15 protein-coding genes and 2 rRNA genes are annotated in these 17,374 nt (G+C 50.7%); 10 read left to right on the top strand and 7 right to left on the bottom strand.

Annotated features, from left to right (window positions below):
- Both VGN67_RS09695 and rrf read left to right on the top strand, forming a co-directional pair.
- Positions 1–109: ribosomal RNA gene (locus VGN67_RS09695) — 23S ribosomal RNA — on the top strand; the annotation flags it as partial.
- Between the two features lie 108 nt (positions 110–217).
- Positions 218–328, top strand: a 5S ribosomal RNA gene (rrf, locus tag VGN67_RS09690).
- Positions 329–528: 200 nt separating this feature from the next.
- Here rrf and VGN67_RS09685 read toward each other — a convergent pair.
- The gene (locus VGN67_RS09685) at positions 529–855 is read right to left on the bottom strand and encodes a single-stranded DNA-binding protein (RefSeq protein WP_327486612.1); all 327 of its coding nucleotides are present in this window, start codon (positions 853–855) and stop codon (positions 529–531) included.
- 195 nt (positions 856–1,050) lie between these two features.
- On the opposite strand from VGN67_RS09685, the gene VGN67_RS09680 reads away from it, so the two are divergent.
- Positions 1,051–1,407 (top strand): hypothetical protein, encoded by a 357-nt coding sequence (locus tag VGN67_RS09680; protein ID WP_327486611.1) that lies wholly within the window; start codon positions 1,051–1,053, stop codon positions 1,405–1,407.
- 30 nt (positions 1,408–1,437) lie between these two features.
- Here VGN67_RS09680 and VGN67_RS09675 read toward each other — a convergent pair whose 3' ends face one another.
- The gene (locus VGN67_RS09675; protein WP_327486610.1) at positions 1,438–3,051 is read right to left on the bottom strand and encodes an NAD(P)/FAD-dependent oxidoreductase; all 1,614 of its coding nucleotides are present in this window, start codon (positions 3,049–3,051) and stop codon (positions 1,438–1,440) included.
- A gap of 144 nt (positions 3,052–3,195) precedes the next feature.
- Between VGN67_RS09675 and VGN67_RS09670 the strand changes: the two genes are divergently transcribed.
- The 5 genes from VGN67_RS09670 (at position 3,196) to VGN67_RS09650 (ending at position 7,285) form a co-directional block, all read left to right on the top strand.
- Entirely contained in the window at positions 3,196–3,936 is a 741-nt protein-coding gene (locus tag VGN67_RS09670; protein ID WP_327486609.1) for a response regulator transcription factor, read from the top strand.
- A 12-nt stretch (positions 3,937–3,948) separates the two neighbouring features.
- On the top strand, positions 3,949–5,322 hold the full coding sequence (locus tag VGN67_RS09665) for an ATP-binding protein (RefSeq protein ID WP_327486608.1): 1,374 nt from the start codon (positions 3,949–3,951) through the stop codon (positions 5,320–5,322).
- Between the two features lie 162 nt (positions 5,323–5,484).
- Complete coding sequence (locus tag VGN67_RS09660) at positions 5,485–5,979, top strand: hypothetical protein (protein WP_327486607.1); 495 nt, start codon at positions 5,485–5,487, stop codon at positions 5,977–5,979.
- Between the two features lie 28 nt (positions 5,980–6,007).
- Positions 6,008–6,484, top strand: a complete 477-nt coding sequence (locus VGN67_RS09655; protein WP_327486606.1) for a hypothetical protein — start codon at positions 6,008–6,010, stop codon at positions 6,482–6,484.
- A 3-nt stretch (positions 6,485–6,487) separates the two neighbouring features.
- Positions 6,488–7,285: a YoaK family protein gene (locus tag VGN67_RS09650; protein ID WP_327486604.1), complete on the top strand. Its 798-nt coding sequence runs from the start codon at positions 6,488–6,490 to the stop codon at positions 7,283–7,285.
- A 9-nt stretch (positions 7,286–7,294) separates the two neighbouring features.
- On the opposite strand, the gene VGN67_RS09645 is transcribed toward VGN67_RS09650, so the two are convergent.
- The 3 genes from VGN67_RS09645 to VGN67_RS09635 all read right to left on the bottom strand — a co-directional run bounded on the left by VGN67_RS09645 (position 7,295) and on the right by VGN67_RS09635 (position 10,642).
- Positions 7,295–7,690, bottom strand: coding sequence for a nuclease A inhibitor family protein (locus VGN67_RS09645; RefSeq protein ID WP_327486603.1), 396 nt, complete (start codon positions 7,688–7,690; stop codon positions 7,295–7,297).
- Between the two features lie 39 nt (positions 7,691–7,729).
- Positions 7,730–10,066, bottom strand: a complete 2,337-nt coding sequence (locus VGN67_RS09640; protein WP_327486602.1) for a CehA/McbA family metallohydrolase — start codon at positions 10,064–10,066, stop codon at positions 7,730–7,732.
- A 339-nt stretch (positions 10,067–10,405) separates the two neighbouring features.
- Positions 10,406–10,642 carry a hypothetical protein gene (locus VGN67_RS09635; protein ID WP_327486601.1) on the bottom strand — a complete coding sequence of 79 codons (237 nt, stop codon included), beginning with the start codon at positions 10,640–10,642 and terminating at the stop codon, positions 10,406–10,408.
- A gap of 222 nt (positions 10,643–10,864) precedes the next feature.
- On the opposite strand from VGN67_RS09635, the gene VGN67_RS09630 reads away from it, so the two are divergent.
- Positions 10,865–13,120, top strand: a complete 2,256-nt coding sequence (locus tag VGN67_RS09630; protein WP_327486600.1) for a DUF7133 domain-containing protein — start codon at positions 10,865–10,867, stop codon at positions 13,118–13,120.
- Positions 13,121–13,235: 115 nt separating this feature from the next.
- On the top strand, positions 13,236–15,413 hold the full coding sequence (locus VGN67_RS09625) for a tail fiber domain-containing protein (RefSeq protein WP_327486599.1): 2,178 nt from the start codon (positions 13,236–13,238) through the stop codon (positions 15,411–15,413).
- 84 nt (positions 15,414–15,497) lie between these two features.
- Here the strand turns inward: VGN67_RS09625 and VGN67_RS09620 are convergent, their stop codons facing one another.
- Positions 15,498–16,010 carry a hypothetical protein gene (locus tag VGN67_RS09620; RefSeq protein ID WP_327486598.1) on the bottom strand — a complete coding sequence of 171 codons (513 nt, stop codon included), beginning with the start codon at positions 16,008–16,010 and terminating at the stop codon, positions 15,498–15,500.
- 14 nt (positions 16,011–16,024) lie between these two features.
- Complete coding sequence (locus VGN67_RS09615) at positions 16,025–17,179, bottom strand: zinc-dependent alcohol dehydrogenase (RefSeq protein ID WP_327486597.1); 1,155 nt, start codon at positions 17,177–17,179, stop codon at positions 16,025–16,027.
- Positions 17,180–17,374: the final 195 nt, after the last annotated feature.

Genomic DNA, 17,374 nt, shown 5'->3' with positions numbered 1-17,374 from the left:
TGAGTCTTCCCCATAAGGGTCGTTGTAGACGACAACGTCGATAGGCCACAGGTGTACACGCTGAAAGGCGCTCAGCTGAGTGGTACTAATCACCCAAGAGCTTGCTTAAAAAAATTCTTCTCTTTTCTCTTCCACGTGTTAAATGAAATCAACAGGAGCGACGCTGTGCTGCGATGCCGGATAAAACCGGCCCAGACGCGCTGCTACCCCCCAGCCTGATGGTGGCTATGGGGCGGGTGATCACCTCTTCCCATCCCGAACAGAGAAGTTAAGCCCCGCACCGCCGATGATACTGGTTAACAGCCGGTAAAGTAGGTAGCCGCCACCTCTTCACCCTAAGCCCCGCCCAATAAGCGGGGCTTTGATGGTTTTAAGGCGCTAGAACTTTATGCCAGCTCTTCACAACTTGGGGCTAAACGGACAAGAACAAACAGCCATCATTTTAGTAACGAGTACAATACTTCTTAGCCTAAGCAAAAAAGGTCCGGCTAACAACCGGACCTTTTTTTTCATTGGGGCGGTGGCGCACTACTCACTTTTCTTCACTACCTCTTCAATTTTAACTGCTACAATCTCCATTACCTTCACAGTCTGGTCTTCTTTATTCTGGTACTGACGGTAGTTCAGCCGTCCCTCAATAGCCACGAGTTTTCCTTTGCTTAACAACTCCTCACACGATTGAGCCAGCTTTCCCCAGGCCACTATATTGTGCCAGGAGGTACTTGTGACTTCTTCCTTGTTCCGGTTTAGGTACGTCTCGTTTGTGGCCAGACTGAAGGTAGCGAGTTTGCCACCTTCAAATTCTTTTACCGTAATTTCTCTTCCTACGTTACCGATCAATTTTACTGCGTTCATAGTATATTCAGATTAAAGTTTGAAATGTTACTTGTTAATCAGGTGGTTGTGTTTCAACACTACAAAGGTGGCAGATAGAAAGTAACTGATTCGGTTCGTAATTATTTATAGTCGGATAAAAATATTTGTAGTCGTTTGCAAATGGGAAATTGTTTGTATATTTGCTTGACATACAACCACATGAATAGATAAGTAATGAAGAATTGCCTGGAATGTGAAGCACCCATTGCGGGACGAGCCGACAAGAAGTTTTGCTCTGATATGTGTCGTAATAGCTATAATAACCGGCTTAATTCAGACGCCTATAATGTGGTGCGGAATATCAATAACCAATTGCGCCGGAACCGCCGGATACTGGAAGAAATTTGTCAGGATGACAAAGCCAAAACCTCCAAAAGTACCCTTCTGGCCAAAGGGTTTGATTTTGGATTTATTACCAGTATACGCCCTACACAAAAAGGGAACATCTACCACTTCGTGTATGATTACGGCTATCTCGAACTTGACAATGAGGTATATCTGGTAGTAAAAGATAGCCGCAGCGAAAAGTAAAGTACTTGTTTGCTCATGCTCCCGAAACCGTTACCTAAGCTCTTGATTGAGTAACTTCATGGCAGCGTGGTAGCCGGGTATACCGCTTACGGCTCCACCGCGTTCGGCCCCTGAGCCGCACAGCAGAATACCGGCAAAGTCAGTTTCAACGCCCCGCTGTCCAACGCCACCGGTATCTTCGGCGTAAAACCAGCTTAGTGGAGAATGAAAAATGTTTCCACGGGGGAGTTGCAGCTCCGTTTCCAGGTCCAGCGCGCTTTTTGCTTCCAGACACAAGGTACCATCCGCCTGCCTGGCAATACAATCCTGAATAGGTTCGGTGAACCACTCGTTCAGGGTAGCCAGGTACTGATTTAGGAGCTGTTGCCTGGTTTGTTCCGGACGGGAGAGAAAAAGAGAGTAAGGAGCATCAAGCCCGAATATAGTGATTGTATGGTACCCCTTCCTCTGCAACTCGCTGCTCAGGATGGAGTTGTCGGTGAGGGTGTGGCAGTAAATCTCGAAAGGAGGGCGCTCGGGCAGCTGTCCTCTTTGGCTTTGCTCAAAAGCCGCGGCCAACCCGGTATAGGTTTGATTAAAATGAAAGGTACCGGCAAAAGCATCTTCCGCTGCTATCCCCGAACGGAGCGGGGGCAGCTTGTGGAGCAGCATATTTACTTTAAAAGCCGTGCCTTCCTGCTCCGCAGTAGTACTTTGGGGCCGGCCAACCGGGGGCCGGCCATCCGGGGGCCGACTTACCGGAGCCGGGCCCACCAGGCGTTTTAATTCGGCGGGTGCGGCATTGACCAGTACCTGACGGGCCTGTATTGTGACTTCCTTATCCTCTACTTTATAGGTTACTGATGGTTGAGTACTGTGCGGGTGAATGTGAAGTACCTCCGCACCAGTCAGTACCTCCACGCCTAAGCGCAGTGCCTGCTGATAAAGAGCATCCGCCAGGGCACCCATTCCACCCACGGGTACCCGCCACTCGCCGGTTTGGTTACCAATAACATGATACAGAAACGTCCGGTTCTGCAGTAAGGAAGGGTCGTGGGCGTGGGTATTAGCGCTGATTTTCGCATCGGTAAGTACCACGCCCCGCAGTACATCGTGCTGTAGGTGAGCCTCAATAAATTCCCCCAGGGGTTTTTCTACCAGCCATTCCCATACCGCCCGGTCTTCCGGCTCCCGAAACCTGTTTTTCCATGCCTCTTTTGAATCCAGCGGCAACAGCAGGCTTGGCCATACTTTATCGGTGAAACGTTGGATACGTTGCTGCATCAGCAGGTACCCTTTGTAGTCGTCCGGGTGCAGGCGCTCAATCTGGTTACGGTTGGCCGCTTCGTTGATATTACTCAGCAGAAGTCCGTCGGCTTCCGGTCCTCGCCAAAAGGGAGTGTAGGAGGCAGTACGTCTTCGGCGTAGTTCTAAGCTCAGCCGCAGGTCACGAACTATCTGTTGGGGAAACAGGCTAACCAGGTAGGAGTAGCGGGACAGGTAAGCGTCGTAGTCCGGGAATATCCGCTGGGAAGTAGTAGCGCCACCAACGTACAGGTTTCGTTCCAGCATCAGTACGCTTTTGCCAGCTCCGGCCAGATAGCAGGCCGCCACCAGGCCATTATGACCCGCTCCCACAATAACTATATCGTATTTTGATTTCATGCTACTCAAACTTTACGGCTTAACCTGTGGTATATACAGACGGGGCCATTTAAGACAATCGAAGGTAGTCCGGCTTCTTGCGGGGGAAAATGAAAAATGTAATTTTGAGAAATAGTCTGGCTTTACCTATACTTTTTACTAAAAATGCAGGACAGTAAGTACCTTGATTATCCGCTGACAGGAAAAAAGAAGAAGATTTTACTGATAGAAGACGACGCGCACGTTTGCTCATTTGTCAATAAAGGGTTGAGCGAAGAAGGCTTTGAAGTAAGTGTCGCTATGGATGGTGGTGTAGGGCTGCAAATGGCAGTTACGATACCTTACGATCTGATCATTCTGGATATTATGCTGCCTTCCATCGGCGGAATGGATGTGTGTAAACTCATCAGGGAGCACAACGGGCAAGTACCTATTCTGCTGCTTTCGGCCCTGGGAAGTACTGAAAACGTAGTTATGGGCCTGGACACCGGCGCTGACGACTACCTCACCAAGCCCTTTAAATTCATTGAACTGGTAGCCCGTATCCGGGCCTTACTGCGGCGGAAGGAGAGTCTGAAAATAGAGGAGAGCGGTCAGGAAGCGCTGCGTTTTGGTGATCTGGAACTGAATGACTACACCAAGGAAGTACGCCGGAAAAATCAGGAAATTTCTCTGACATCTACCGAATACCGCCTCCTGCTCATGTTTATGAACAATCCCCGCCGGGTACTTTCGCGGGTGGAAATACTGGAAGAAGTTTGGGGGGTTAACTTTGACATGGGTACCAATGTAGTGGATGTGTACGTAAACTACCTCCGGAAAAAGCTGGAAAAGTCGGGCGAACCACGAATGATACATACGGTCATCGGGATGGGGTATGTCATGAAGGAAAATTTTGAAAACTAAGATCAGGTTCCTATGAAAATCAAAACCAGAATCTTACTGCTACTCACGGTTATCTTTTTGTCGTTTATTTTCCTGTTCAGCGGTTTTATATACTACGCGTCGGCCAGCTACTCGTTTCAGGACTTTTATAAACGGTTAGAGATCAGAGCGGCTACTACTGCCAAAATACACCTGGAAAACGAGCAGGATATTAATGCCATCCGGGAGGTAAGGCAGAGCTACCTGGAAGAACTCCCCAGGGAAGAAATCCAGATACTGCCCACGCCGTCCGCTGACTCGCTGTTTTTCAAGTCCCGGGTGCTGGGGGTTCCCGTTCGCTTTCTGACTGATCTTAAAGCTCAGGGTAGTGCTAATCACCGAAAGCAGAATATTTTTTATTCGGGAATCCGGTACCGGACGGCCGGCAAAGACTACTTTGTTATTGTTTCGGCCGAAAACTACTACTACACCCACCACATCCGGTACCTGCGGAATCTGCTGATTTCGGCCCTTATTATTTCCATGGTAGTAATACTGCTGATTTCGTTCTGGATTTCCAGGAAAATAGTGGAGCCACTGCAGGATATCACCACCCGTGTAAGGGATATAAGCTCCGAAAACCTGAATCTGAGGTTGAAAACTTCCAGCAAAAATGACGAGCTAAGTACCCTGGCGAACACCTTCAACGACATGCTCGACCGCCTCGAAGCGGCCTTTGAAACGCAGAAAAACTTTGTAAGTAATGCCTCCCACGAGCTAAATACCCCCCTTACTTCCATTATCGGCGAAGCCGACGTAGTACTTTCCAAACCCCGGCAGCCCCACGAGTACCAGGAAGCCCTGACGGCCATACTGGAAGAAGCCGAAAAACTCAATAAAAAAACCCAGGCGTTGCTCTTTCTGGCCCAAACGGGCTACAACGGCAAGGTAGTTAAGTTTGACAAGGTTAGGATGGACCAGCTGATCCTGGATGTAAAGGAAACTGTAGACAAGATTTATCCTTCCAACAGAGTAGCGCTGGACTTTAGCTTTTTGCCCGAAAATCCCGAAAAGCTCAAGGTGAAAGGCAATGAGCAACTGCTGCATCTGGCCCTGTCGAACGTAATTATGAATGCCTGCAAGTACTCCAACAACGACACCGTCCGGGTGTCGCTGGGGGCCTCGGCGCAGCAGATTGTAATTGTGGTCAAGGACCTGGGCATAGGTATACCCGAGGACGAAATCAAGTACATATACGACCCCTATTTCCGGGCCAGTAACACCAAAAGCTTTGAAGGCTACGGTATTGGATTGCCCATTACCAGGAATGTAGTTAAAATGCACGATGGCGAAATCCAGGTCCGGTCGGTACTTAACCAGGGCGTTACGGTGGAAATAAAACTACCCATTGGTAACTATACTCTATAGCCTGAGTAAGTACCCGAAGGGACGTATATCCATTTCTAATCCGGTTTTAATCCTGCTCTTACTACATTCTAATTTCGTTCTTACTACATTCTAATTCCGCTCTTAAGCCCCTCTAATGCCTCGCACTTAGCTTTGTAATCACAAAACAAACCTAATAAAGCTATGGCGAAGACTATTCTGATACCAACCGATTTTACTATTGAGTCGCTGAATACCGTTAAAGGTGCCCTACGGCAGCTGGAGGGAGAAAAAGTGGACCTGGTCCTGGTGTATTCCGCTCACCTTACCGACTGTATTACCGATCTGCTCTTTTTCTCTAAAAGGAAGTACCTGGATGAGCAGCAAAATGCAAAGTTCAAGGAAGCCTGTGAAATACTTAAAAACAAGTACGCCTCGCAGCTCAACTCTTTCTGCCTTGATTTATTTACGGGCATAAACCAGAATGCCTTCGAAAACTTTCTGCTTGGCAAGAAGGTCGAGACTATTTTTATCCCTAAGAGCTACCGGATGAAGCTAACCAACAAGTGGTGTTTTGACCTGCTTCCCTATTGCCGTAAGTGCTCCTTACAGTACGTTGAAATTGACTGGAACGAAAACCGGAACGTACCCGATCAAGGTAGTATAGCCGAGTTGTTTCTGGTACCCAACCCTATGTGAGGGTTGAGTTGTAAAAAAAAGTATAGCTATGAAAAGATGTGGATTAGGAATGTGCTACGCCGGATTTCTGCTGGCGGCGGGGTTGGTTTTTCTGGGACTGTTTACCAGTGCTGCCAGTCCGGACCAACTGCTGGTAGGTACCTGGGAGGAAGTAGCCTGGGAGTACGAAAGAGTAGATAAAGCCCAGGGAACCGACGCCCTGTCGGGGAAGGCGATTTCCGAAAATGTAAAGCAGCTGATAGCCCAGGACCTGATTGTTCACCGGGCCGAGAAATGGCATTTTTCACCCGATGGCAAAGTAAGTTTCATGGCCGAAGGTGCCCCGGCTAAGCAGCTGAACTGGCGACTGAAGGGGCGCGGGCATATACTCCTGCTGCATTATGATGATGCAGTAGAAGAAAGTTACAAACTGGTAGAACTAAGCCAGGATAGCATGGCGCTGCATTTTTATACCGAGATGCAGGCCCGGGGAATTGCCAAAATAACGTTTAAACGAGTTCGATAAGTGATGCTTAGAAAATATAGCAATAGCAGAAGTCTGCGGGATAATATCCAGTTGGGGGTACTTACGGCCTTTTCGGCCGGCATGGTCAATGTGGCGTCGGTTATCATCTTCTTCGCGTTTACATCCAACGTTACAGGGCATTACGCAATTCTGGCCGAAGAAATCGCCAAAGGACACTGGTATCAGGTATCGGTGGTGTTTGCCTGGATCCTGCTTTTTTTTCTGGGAAGTTTCCTGGCTAATTTTATTATCATTAACCTGAACCGAAAGAATGCCTACATAGCCCATTCGCTTCCGCTCCTGCTGGAAATGCTGTGCCTGATTACCGTGGGGGTGTACGGGCAGTACTACTACCAGGAAACCCTGACCGAAACCGAAATGCTGATTGGATTTATGCTGTTTGCCATGGGATTGCAAAACGGCATGACCGCCAGTGTTTCCAATTTTGTGGTTAAGACTACCCACCTGACCGGACTTACTACTGACCTGGGAATTTTGTTTTCGATGTTTACCAGGAAAGAGTTCCGTGACAACCCCACCCTAATCGGACGCGCCAAGCTATTGTTGTCCATTGCGGTGTCGTACCTGAGCGCGGGTGTTCTGTCGGCCATGCTCTATCACCGGCTGCAGTTCCGGGTGTTTTTTGTGGTATCTTTTGTCATTGTGGTTATAATCTGCTACGACTACTCCCGGTTGAGGCTGTTGCAGCTATTTAAGAAGCGAAGAAACGTTGGAAAAGCGCTCGAAGCCAAAATAGAAGCAATTCACGAGGACGAGGAAGTTACAGAGCAGGTAGCCTAAGGGTAAGGGTCAGGTTTCGACCAGGGCCGTTTTTATTCCCTCTACCCGGCCTTCGCTGCTGGTACCAACCACATACGCCGCTATGGTAATCTCGCCCACCCGAAAGTACTGAAGGTGGGCGAGATCTTTTTCCAGCCGGGCTTTCAGCTCAACAAACTGCCTGGTCCGCTGGACCTCTTCTTCCAGGTACCAGTCCTGATAAACCGTAACTGCCGACCAGAATTTTTCCGGCTCGGCTTCTTTTATTTCAACACCCGAAGAAATGGCAAACAAACTGACGAAACTCTCCGGACTCAGGGGCGTAGGTACTCGGGTTTCCACCGAAACAAACTCCACGGGTTCATCCGATTCACTGGGGTAGTACAGCTCCACCAGGAGCGGCTCAATAGTAGCCTGTAAGGACATAAGGTTGGTTATGGTTCGTAAATGCCGGTAGTAAAATATTTAATCCACCTCGCTCTCCTGCATGATTTGGCGGTATACCTGCCTGGCGTGTTCGTAGGCTTTCCGGGCCGCCTCCCGCTCCGGGACTGCTATCAGCGGAGCCTTTTGGGTCCAGCACTGATCCACGGACCGGGTACACCAGTCGGCGCTTTTTCGGGAAGCCCGGATGGGCTTGTTGTTTACCTCAATAAACACCGGATTGGTATGCGAAGAGGGCAGAATGCGTAAAGCCACCCAACTACTGCGTTCAATAGGTACTTCAAAGGCCAGGTCGCGCAGGGTACCATCGGCTAGCAGGGTCGAGCTGGCTACCACCCGGCCATTCACAACTACCTCAACGGGTACTTCGCGCGAAGTACCTTTGCGGGCGCGTTCCAGCTCCCAGTACGGTTGCTTGTCGTAGCTGCGCTGGCGGATATCCTCATTAGGTACTTCGTCCAGTCGTGCTGCTACCTTTGCCGTTATCTTTACAGTGGCAGGCTTACTTAATTTCAGTTCGCTGCCATTGGTCCCCACGGATAGATTATTAACCCGAAAATCCATCAGGTGGCTCTTCCCGTCCGACACGTAAGCGCGGCCCTGCCGGATGCCCTCTACCCAGGCGTCGTAGGTAAGTTTGTCATCCAGCTTCACGTAGCTTCGCCCCAGCCCGACCCGCTCGCCGTAAATACAGGGAAAATCAGTTTCGCCGCTGATGCGGGTCCGGAAGCCGCAGTTGAGGGTATGGTACCAGATGTTGAGTTCCCACAGGGAGGGGGTATCCACGGTAGAAATAAAATCAACGGCGTTGTGGGTTACGTCCACGATGTACTCATTGGCCCCAATACCGTCAAATTTTGGTAATTCGAAGTTAGGTAGCTGGTCTGTCTTTACTTCCAGTCCCCAGCCCGAATGCGCAAAGCCGGCTACCGCCCCTTGTTTTTTGGCCCATTTAAGTACCGGCAGGTCCCAGGTGGGCCAGTCCTCCAGTACCTTGGTGCCGGGGTAATCTTGTTCTTTGAGGCGTAGCAGCACCAGGTGACCGCTGTGGCTGGACGGGAAGCCCGATACTTCCAGGTCGTAGCGCATGAGGTTTTCCGGAGTAGAAAGTTCATTGTCCTTAGCCTCAAAAAACTGTTTCTGGTAGTAGTAGCCCGGTCCCCAAGTCAGTACACTACCCACGTGGAGCGCTTCGCCCAGTATATGCCGCATCATGTCCTGCGGGAGTACCCCCTCCGTGGGCGACTCGTAGTGCATACAACCCGCCGCGTGAATGTGGTGGTCGCCGGAGTACCAGCCCCGCCGGGCCGGATCAATCCACCTCTGCAGGCGTACATCCAGCGTCTGGGGCTGACCGGCTGTTACTTTGAGCATCTGTTTCTGTTCGAGGTACTCCGGGCCGCGCGTGTACCGGACGCTGTACTCACCGGCGGGGAGCCGGATGGTTTCGCCGTGGGCTCGGTATATCTGTGGGTGAAAGGCAAAGTCGGGGGCCAGGCGCTTGGCGCGGGAAGGGTAGGTACGTCCCTGTGGGTCCTGAATCAGGAAGGAGGCGGTAGTAGGCTGGTCGTGCTCATCCAGTACGCGAAAACTGACTTCCTGCGAGGGTTGGCAGGTAAAGAGAATATCAACGTCGTTACGGAAGCCAATATCCTGCGTACCCTGCCCTACGTTAAAGCTTATTTTGGCTTCGCGCTTGCCGGGGTCCCGGCTGTATAGCTGAATAACGCGGTACTCGAGTTCAAGGCCCGAAAGCTGGGGCCGGAGGGGCGGCTTATCGTACAGGCTCAGGTCCAGCCAGCGATTGGCAACGTCAAAGGCAGTAACGGTTTGCTGGGGGCGCGGGTCAAAGCTGAATTTAATGGCGTTGTTACCACGGGCATAAACGGGCAGGGCATTGGGGCTTTCGGCCTTGAGCTGAGCCGTTACGCCCGCTTCATTCCGTACCTTGACCAGGTAGGTACGCCAGCCCTGTTCGGCTAGTACCGGTTTGGCTGGTCCCTGGTCCACCTTGACCCGGCTTTCGGGGTTGATATGGACTTCCAGCAGACAATAGGCATCCAGTACCTCCTGAATCCGGGCGCTGGCCCTGGCGGCGTCGGTATCCTGACTGGCCTTTTCCAGCGCCTGCCGGTCGGTGGGGCTTATGGGCTCACCCAGGTACTCCATAGCTTCCATTAGCCTCTTCACCTGAGCGGCAAGTGGTTGTATCTCTACCGACTCCACCGGATGATGCACGTGTTGCGCCCACGAAAGCGCAGGTAGCAAGCACAGGAAAACGGCAACAATACCCAGGAAGTACCCGCGGGGGGCTGGTGGGGCTACTGCCAAAGGAATAAAAGAGCTGCTGATACGCATAATGGCTGTCCTTTTTACAAGACCCGACGGGATTGCCGTTGTTTTTCTGACAAATAATCAGCAAGATACTACGCGCCACGATAAAGCCCATAGTCTTCCGTTGGAAACCTTACTATTGTGGGAAAGGAAAGAGAAAATCGAAGTAATTTCCTGAAGAGGAATAATACGCTAAAGAGCTGCTTCAGCCAACGGACTATAAGATAAAATACAGAAAAAATTAAAAGAAAGTGAGGAATGGGCCGGGCAGGATTGTGGAAGTAAAGCGACAGCAAACATTACCCACCTAAACTATTGTTTACTAGTAGGTGGCATTGGGGGATACTATAAAGCTTTAAAAGTCTACGCCTCCCTGGGTATTTCCTGTTCCAGAACTTCCTGTACCACCGTGTGGATTTCCTTCATGCCCTGCTCGTCAAAAAAGCTAAGGAGTGCCGGAAGACAGGCTGGATTTACTTGCTGAAACATTTCACGGAAGCCGTTCAGGTCGGCAGCGGTATACTCTACCTGGTACCCTTGTTCTACCACCTGCATAGCTTTAATCACGTTAATAACGGAGCCATAGAAGTCTCTAACCATCTGCACTTGTCTTTTACTTTGTCCCTGATTATTTCTTTGTCACCTAAGTGGTCTTCCGGTTTACGTAAAAAGAACCATACCAGCGGTTACTAGCCAAAAATTGTTTACTAAGGCGCAGAAACTACTCACAAGGGGAGTGACAACATAAAAACAACGCTCAGGATGAGTATTTAATTGAACATTTAAGGTTTAAAATCAGGAGTACTTCATTTTATTGTACCTATGAAAAGTTACTTTTGGCGGGCCGCCGCTGGCCTGGTTTTGCTGGTGACAATCGCTGCCTATCAGCAGAGTTTCGTGGTGGAACAGGAAGACCCTTTCGCCACCCCCCGTACCGTCAGCCAGACACCTGTTACTATTCCCCAGTCGCCCGGAGAAAGTTTAAAGTCTTTTCGGTTGCCCAAAGGCTACCGGCTGGAAGTAGTGGCCAGCGAGCCCATGATTTCGGAACCGGCGGCGCTGACCTGGGACGGCAATGGCCGTATGTACGTGGCGCAGCTCGAAACCTACATGCAGACGATTGATGCGCAGGACGAGTACGAGCCCAGAAGCCGGATTATGCTGCTGGAGGATACCGATAGCGACGGAAAAATGGATAAAAGCTCCGTCTTTATTGATAAACTGCTGGCTCCCCGCATGCTCCAGTGCGTAGGGCGGGAACTGCTGGTCAACGAAACCAACAGCTACGATATTTATGCTTACCAGGACACCAATGGCGACGGTAAAGCCGACCGGAAGCGGCCGGTTTATCAGCATCCTAAAAAAGCCTACGGCAACGTGGAGCACCAGCGCAGCGGCCTGGACTGGAACCTCGACAACTGGTTATATGTAACTACCGATCCGGTCCGGTTCAGGTACCAGGCAGGTCAGTTAAAGGCAGACACCCTGGTTAGCGGCTCCAACGGGCAGTGGGGATTAACCCACGATAACTACGGACGGTTATTCTTCAGCCGGGCGGCTTCGGGGATAGCGGCTTCGGGCTTTCAGATTAACCCCGTGTACGGGCAACTCGACCTTCCGGACGCGCTCAATGCGGAGTTTAGCCAGGTATGGCCCCTTATCAAAACTCCCGATGTCAACGGCGGTCCCCGTACCCTGCGGCCCGACAGTACCATGTTTGGTTTTACTTCCGTAAGCGGTCAGTCGGTGTTTCGGGGCGACCGGCTACCCGCCAGCATGGCGGGCGACTATATCGTACCCGAACCGGTAGGACGTTTTATCCGGCGCGCCAACATTACCGACGCCGACGGCCGGATTTCACTGACTAATGTGTATAAACAGGACGAATTCATCGCCTCAACCGACATGAATTTCCGGCCGGTTAATACCTATACCGGCCCAGACGGCTGCCTGTACATTGTGGATATGTACCGGGGTGTCATTCAGGAGGCTACCTGGGCCCAGCCGGGCAGCTACCTCTACGACCAGATTATGAGCAAAGGACTCCAGAAAAACGTAAAGCGCGGCCGGATATACCGGCTGGTCCACGAAGACCTGAAGCCCGGTCCGCTGCCCCGTATGCTTGATGAGCCCGGTACTAAGCTGGTCACCTACCTCGACCACCCCAATGGCTGGTGGCGCGACAACGCCCAGAAGGAACTCGTAGTGCGGGGAGATAAAACGGTAGTACCTGCCTTACGAAAAAAGGCGGTAGCCCGGCTGGGAAGTACCCTCGGCCGACTCCACGCCCTTTGGACACTGGAAGGCCTGGAGGCACTGGATCAGCCGACCTTGCTGGCGGCTTTGAAAGATACCGATGTTCAGATTCGCAAAGCCGCGGTGCGGATGAGCGAACCCTATCTGAAAAAAGGAGATCCAGCGGTTCTGGCTGCGTTACAGGCTATGGCCACTGACCCCAGCCGCGATGTACTCAGTCAGGTAGTACTGTCATTAAGTACCTCTCAGGTGCCGCAGGCAACAGGTCTCGCCCAGAAAATCGTAGCGCAAAAGCCGGGCGACGAACTGCTGGCCGCCGTACAGAAAAGCCTGGAAAAGAATAGCGAAGCCCGCAGGTACGGGCATAAATTAGTGGCGCTGGACGATTTCTCGCGGCAATCTATCCTGGAAGGAGCTACCATCTTTAACTCTCTGTGTGCCTCCTGCCACGGCCCGGAAGGGCAGGGGCTGGCTACGAACATAGCCCCTCCGCTTATCGGCAAATTCAAGCTGATTGAGAATAAGGAGGAGGTAATCAAGATTATGCTGCACGGCCTGAAAGGCCCCGTCGATGGTCATACCTATACCGACCAGATGCCTCCCATGGGTACCAACAGCGACGAGTGGATCGCCTCGGTCCTGAACTACGTCCGCTACGACCTCTGTATGCGCAGCTTTCCCCAGATGAGCGCGGGCTACATCAACTGGGTTATTGTCAAACCCGAGCAGGTACGTGCCGTCCGGCAGCAAACCACCGGCCGCACCACCCCCTGGACCTGGGAAGAACTATTCGCCGAACGCGACAAGCAGCGGAAGAAATAAGAGGTTAGAAGTTAGTTGTAGTAAATTTCAGGTGTGTTAGGCTATTGATTTTTAAATGTTTAGAATTATTTCGTATTCTTACATAATTCTCATCCAAAACCTAAACACGCATTATATGAATCCACCTCTACTCCCCGGCAGAGTGAGTCTCTGTGTTATTTTTATTTCTATTCCCTTTTTAGTTCTACATCAAGCCCTAAGTCAGAGCATCGGTATCAACAGCACCGGAGCCGCTCCTCACGCGTCGGCCGCATTGGACGTAAGTGCTACTAACAAAGGGGTGCTGGTTCCCAGAGTAGCCCTTACGGCCACTAACACGGCCGGACCTGTCTCCTCACCGGCTACTTCACTGCTGGTCTACAATACGGCTACGGCCGGTACTTCTCCTAGTAACGTAATACCTGGCTACTACTACTGGGACGGCAGCAAATGGGTACCGCTTATTACCACAGGCTCAGGTGGAGGATCTTTCTCCGGCTGGGCTTTAACGGGTAATGCAGGCACTAACTCGGCTACTCACTTTTTAGGTACAACCGACAATCAACCATTGGTACTGAAAGTGAATAATCTAAATGCAGGATTAATAACAACTTCTATAAGTGGAGCATTGCACCTTGGACTTATGGCTGGGGGTTTTAGTTCCTCCGGCTTTGCCAATACTGCCATTGGCAACACTAGTTTACATTCTAATACTAGTGGCCCCTTCAACACAGCTATAGGCGCCAGTACTCTTTTTTCAAATCAACAAGGGGGACTTAACACCGCAGTAGGTTACCAGGCACTTTACTCAAACAACAACGGCTCCAACAACACCAGCCTGGGGTATCAGACTATGTACTCAAACATCTCCGGGGGGAGTAACACCGCCAGTGGCTATATTGCCTTGAACAAGAATACCACTGGCAACTACAATACCGCCTATGGTACCGCCGCGCTCTATTCTAACACCACCGGATATAGCAATGTAGCTATCGGTGTAGGGGCGCTTTACCATAGTACTTCAAAAGCCAACCTGGTAGCTATTGGAGATAGTGCCCTCTACAATAATGGGATAGATACCTTTCAAAATTACCTCGCTATAGCAAACACAGCGGTTGGGTCAAAAGCCCTCTTCAGTAACACCACTGGCTCCTATAATATGGCTATAGGATTAAAAAGCTTATTCAGTAATACCACAGGAGTAAGTAATGTTGGCGTTGGTGGCAGTACTCTAATGAATAACATAGATGGAGCCTACAATACAGCTGTGGGTAATAGTGCTCTTGAATATAGCACCAATGGCCGTTATAACACGGCAATAGGATATTTTTCATTAGTCAATAATAGTACTGGAGGCTCCAATACAGCCGTAGGTACTAGCGCACTTTTAGGAATAAACACTGGTAGTAATAACACAGCTATTGGGGACTATGCCGGTCCAAGTGTGTACTCGTCATTAGGAAACGAAACTAATACAGGAGCCTTTGGGTATGCTGCCTCACCCACTGCCAGTAACCATATCCGCATTGGGAATACCAACATTGTTAGTATCAGTGGCAATGTAAACTTCTCCAGTACTTCTGACCAGCGCTTCAAGGTAGATGTGCAGGAAGATGTAAAAGGACTGGACTTCATTCTGAAACTACGGCCGGTGACCTACCACTGGGACATTGATAGTCTCAACCGATTTATCTACGGCAAAGCGGCTGATACGCTTTTCGCCAGACCAGAGGCACAGGAAGGCATAGCCCAGCAGGAACGCATCACTTACACAGGCTTTCTGGCGCAGGAAGTTGAGCAAGCCGCTAAGTCAGTCGGTTTTGATTTCAGTGGGGTAGTAGCTCCGCCCAACAAACATACGCCATATAGTGTTCGCTACGCGGAGTTTGTAGTGCCACTGGTAAAAGCGGTACAGGAGCAGCAGAATCAGTTGGGGCAGCAGAACGAGCTACTGGTAGGCCTTAGTTCCCGTATAGCCAGACCCGTTGTTCAGTTAGCATCAGCCAAGGAGTGGGCGGACAGGGTATTTGAGCCGGGGTATCGACTGCGTCCTTTAAGTGAAGTTGAAAAGTACATGCAGAAGTACAAGCACCTGCCAGGTATTCCTTCGGCGCAGGAGCTGACTGAGAAAGGGATAGATGTGTCACTGATGCTTTCCAAACAGATGGAGAAGATAGAAGAGCTCACCCTGTACGTAGTAGAGCTGGAAAAGAAGAATAAGGTACTTGAGAAGAAAAGTGAGAAACTGGAACAGCTCGCGGCCATAGTAGCAGAACTTCAAAAGGAAATGAAGGAGCAGCGGGGGGTAAAGTAGTACCTTATTTCAAGGTTCTGGCATGTAAATAAACAGCCCGACTCTTCAGAGCCGGGCTGCCTGTTTGTAGGTACTTCTTAGTATTTAATCATCGTCGCTGTCGCGGCTCAGGAAGGTATACAGAGCGGCGGCTACCAGTACGCCAACGGCGACTTTCTTGATAACTCCCTCCGGATTGTGCTTCCACTCCGCCTTGATACCCCGTTCGGCGAAGATGTTGGGTACGTGCCCCTGTTTTATATCATCAATGATACCCTCCACGACATTGACCCGGTCGGCCAGGAGCAGGGGCAGCCAGTGGCCGTAGCTGTTTTCGCTGTATTGAAACGCAAACCGCCGAAGCTGCCCACTCAACCCCTGGGGGGGTACAGTAGCTCCAAATACAGCCGTGACATTGGGCCGCTCGTTGGAATGAAGTACCTCGCTCGTAATGGGTTGTTGCGCCGGACGCTCCCAGCTATAGCCTTTGTGTTCTTCGTTAGTGCGTTGTTTCATGGGGTAAGTAGGATCATTCTTGGGATCAGCATCAATGCCCCATCCCTTGATATGCGAGTGATCGCCCCCCCGGTTATTTTCAAAACTCATTTTATCATCCATACTTTTCTGATTTTTTAGGTTCTGGCGGTTGGTGGCAGAAGTACCGGTTTTATACAATTGTCCAGTTTATCCGCAAACAAACGGTAAGCGTCCGAAACTTCTTCTAGCGGAATGCGGTGCGTAATAAGTGCTTTCGGGTCCAGGATACCGTTCTGTACGTGCTCAATCAGCCTTGGCAGCAGGCGCTTGACCGAGGCCTGATTTGCCCGGATGGTAATACCCTTATTGACCACATTACCAATAGGTACGAGGTTGTCGGTAGGTCCGTAGACACCCACTATAGAAACAATACCTCCTTTCTTTACGGAGTTAATAGCCCAGTGCAAGGCCGTAGCCGAACCCGCCTGTAGCAGCAGTTTACGGCCGGTGATGGTTTGCATGGCATTACCCGCCGCTTCCGCTCCAACGGCATCAATACACACATCAGCCCCCAGTGAGTCGGTTGTTTTTTTGATAAATACTACCGGGTCTCCCAGCGAATTGAAATTATACGCTTCACACTGCGCGTAGTTCCGCACGAATTCCAGCCGGTATTCTACCTGGTCAATGACAATAACCCGACCGGCGCCAAACAACCAGGCACACCGGGCCGCCATAATCCCTACCGGACCGGCCCCAAACACGACAACGGTATCACCCTTCTGAATTCCGCCCATTTCGGCAGCCTGATAACCGGTAGGTACTACGTCGGTCAGCATCACGGCGTCATCCAGGTCCATTCCTTCGGGTATGACCGTTGGCCCAAAGTTGGCATAGGGTACACGCACGTATTCGGCCTGTCCGCCGCCATAGCCACCGGTTGTGTGGGAGTAACCAAAAATACCACCCGCCGCGGTAGCCTGTGGGTTGGCTTCGTGGCAGTTGCCATACAGGCCCTGCTTACAGAAGGCGCACCGGCCGCAGGCTATATTAAAAGGTACAAGTACATTGTCGCCCACTTTCAGCTTATGTACGGCCTCGCCTATTTCTTCTACTACTCCGACAAATTCATGTCCAAACGTTTCACCTACGCGCGTATCCGGTACATTGCCGTTGTACAGGTGTAAATCAGACCCACAAATACAGGAGCGGGTCACCCGTACAATGGCATCCTCGGGATGTTGTATCTGGGGTAAAGGCTTGTGATCAATCCGGACCCGTTGGGGTCCCCGGTAATTCATTGCCAGCATGTGTTTCTCCTTTCTTTTTAGTTAATTATCAAACCCTACATTGCCTGCCTGGCCCGCCAGACAGATCTCTAAAAGCTCTTCCGAAGCAGGATGAGCGCCACACAGAAGGAAGGAACCGTGGGTACAAAGCAGCATAAAAAGTATACCACGAAAAAGTATAAACGACAATGATGTGGGATTGTTTGCCGGGCGTTT

The sequence above is a fragment of the Telluribacter sp. genome (genome assembly GCF_035998675.1).
Classification (GTDB): domain Bacteria; phylum Bacteroidota; class Bacteroidia; order Cytophagales; family Spirosomataceae; genus Telluribacter.
Note: the sequence above shows the minus strand (reverse complement) of the source record. Positions and strands in the feature narration are given on the sequence as shown.

What these genes read in the sequence shown, in the direction of transcription:
- VGN67_RS09685 (WP_327486612.1), bottom strand. Translation starts at nt 855, where the DNA reads ATGAACGCAGTAAAATTGATCGGTAACGTAGGAAGAGAAATTACGGTA.
- VGN67_RS09680 (WP_327486611.1), top strand. Translation starts at nt 1,051, where the DNA reads ATGAAGAATTGCCTGGAATGTGAAGCACCCATTGCGGGACGAGCCGAC.
- VGN67_RS09675 (WP_327486610.1), bottom strand. Translation starts at nt 3,051, where the DNA reads ATGAAATCAAAATACGATATAGTTATTGTGGGAGCGGGTCATAATGGC.
- VGN67_RS09670 (WP_327486609.1), top strand. Translation starts at nt 3,196, where the DNA reads ATGCAGGACAGTAAGTACCTTGATTATCCGCTGACAGGAAAAAAGAAG.
- VGN67_RS09665 (WP_327486608.1), top strand. Translation starts at nt 3,949, where the DNA reads ATGAAAATCAAAACCAGAATCTTACTGCTACTCACGGTTATCTTTTTG.
- VGN67_RS09660 (WP_327486607.1), top strand. Translation starts at nt 5,485, where the DNA reads ATGGCGAAGACTATTCTGATACCAACCGATTTTACTATTGAGTCGCTG.
- VGN67_RS09655 (WP_327486606.1), top strand. Translation starts at nt 6,008, where the DNA reads ATGAAAAGATGTGGATTAGGAATGTGCTACGCCGGATTTCTGCTGGCG.
- VGN67_RS09650 (WP_327486604.1), top strand. Translation starts at nt 6,488, where the DNA reads ATGCTTAGAAAATATAGCAATAGCAGAAGTCTGCGGGATAATATCCAG.
- VGN67_RS09645 (WP_327486603.1), bottom strand. Translation starts at nt 7,690, where the DNA reads ATGTCCTTACAGGCTACTATTGAGCCGCTCCTGGTGGAGCTGTACTAC.
- VGN67_RS09640 (WP_327486602.1), bottom strand. Translation starts at nt 10,066, where the DNA reads ATGCGTATCAGCAGCTCTTTTATTCCTTTGGCAGTAGCCCCACCAGCC.
- VGN67_RS09635 (WP_327486601.1), bottom strand. Translation starts at nt 10,642, where the DNA reads ATGGTTAGAGACTTCTATGGCTCCGTTATTAACGTGATTAAAGCTATG.
- VGN67_RS09630 (WP_327486600.1), top strand. Translation starts at nt 10,865, where the DNA reads ATGAAAAGTTACTTTTGGCGGGCCGCCGCTGGCCTGGTTTTGCTGGTG.
- VGN67_RS09625 (WP_327486599.1), top strand. Translation starts at nt 13,236, where the DNA reads ATGAATCCACCTCTACTCCCCGGCAGAGTGAGTCTCTGTGTTATTTTT.
- VGN67_RS09620 (WP_327486598.1), bottom strand. Translation starts at nt 16,010, where the DNA reads ATGGATGATAAAATGAGTTTTGAAAATAACCGGGGGGGCGATCACTCG.
- VGN67_RS09615 (WP_327486597.1), bottom strand. Translation starts at nt 17,179, where the DNA reads ATGCTGGCAATGAATTACCGGGGACCCCAACGGGTCCGGATTGATCAC.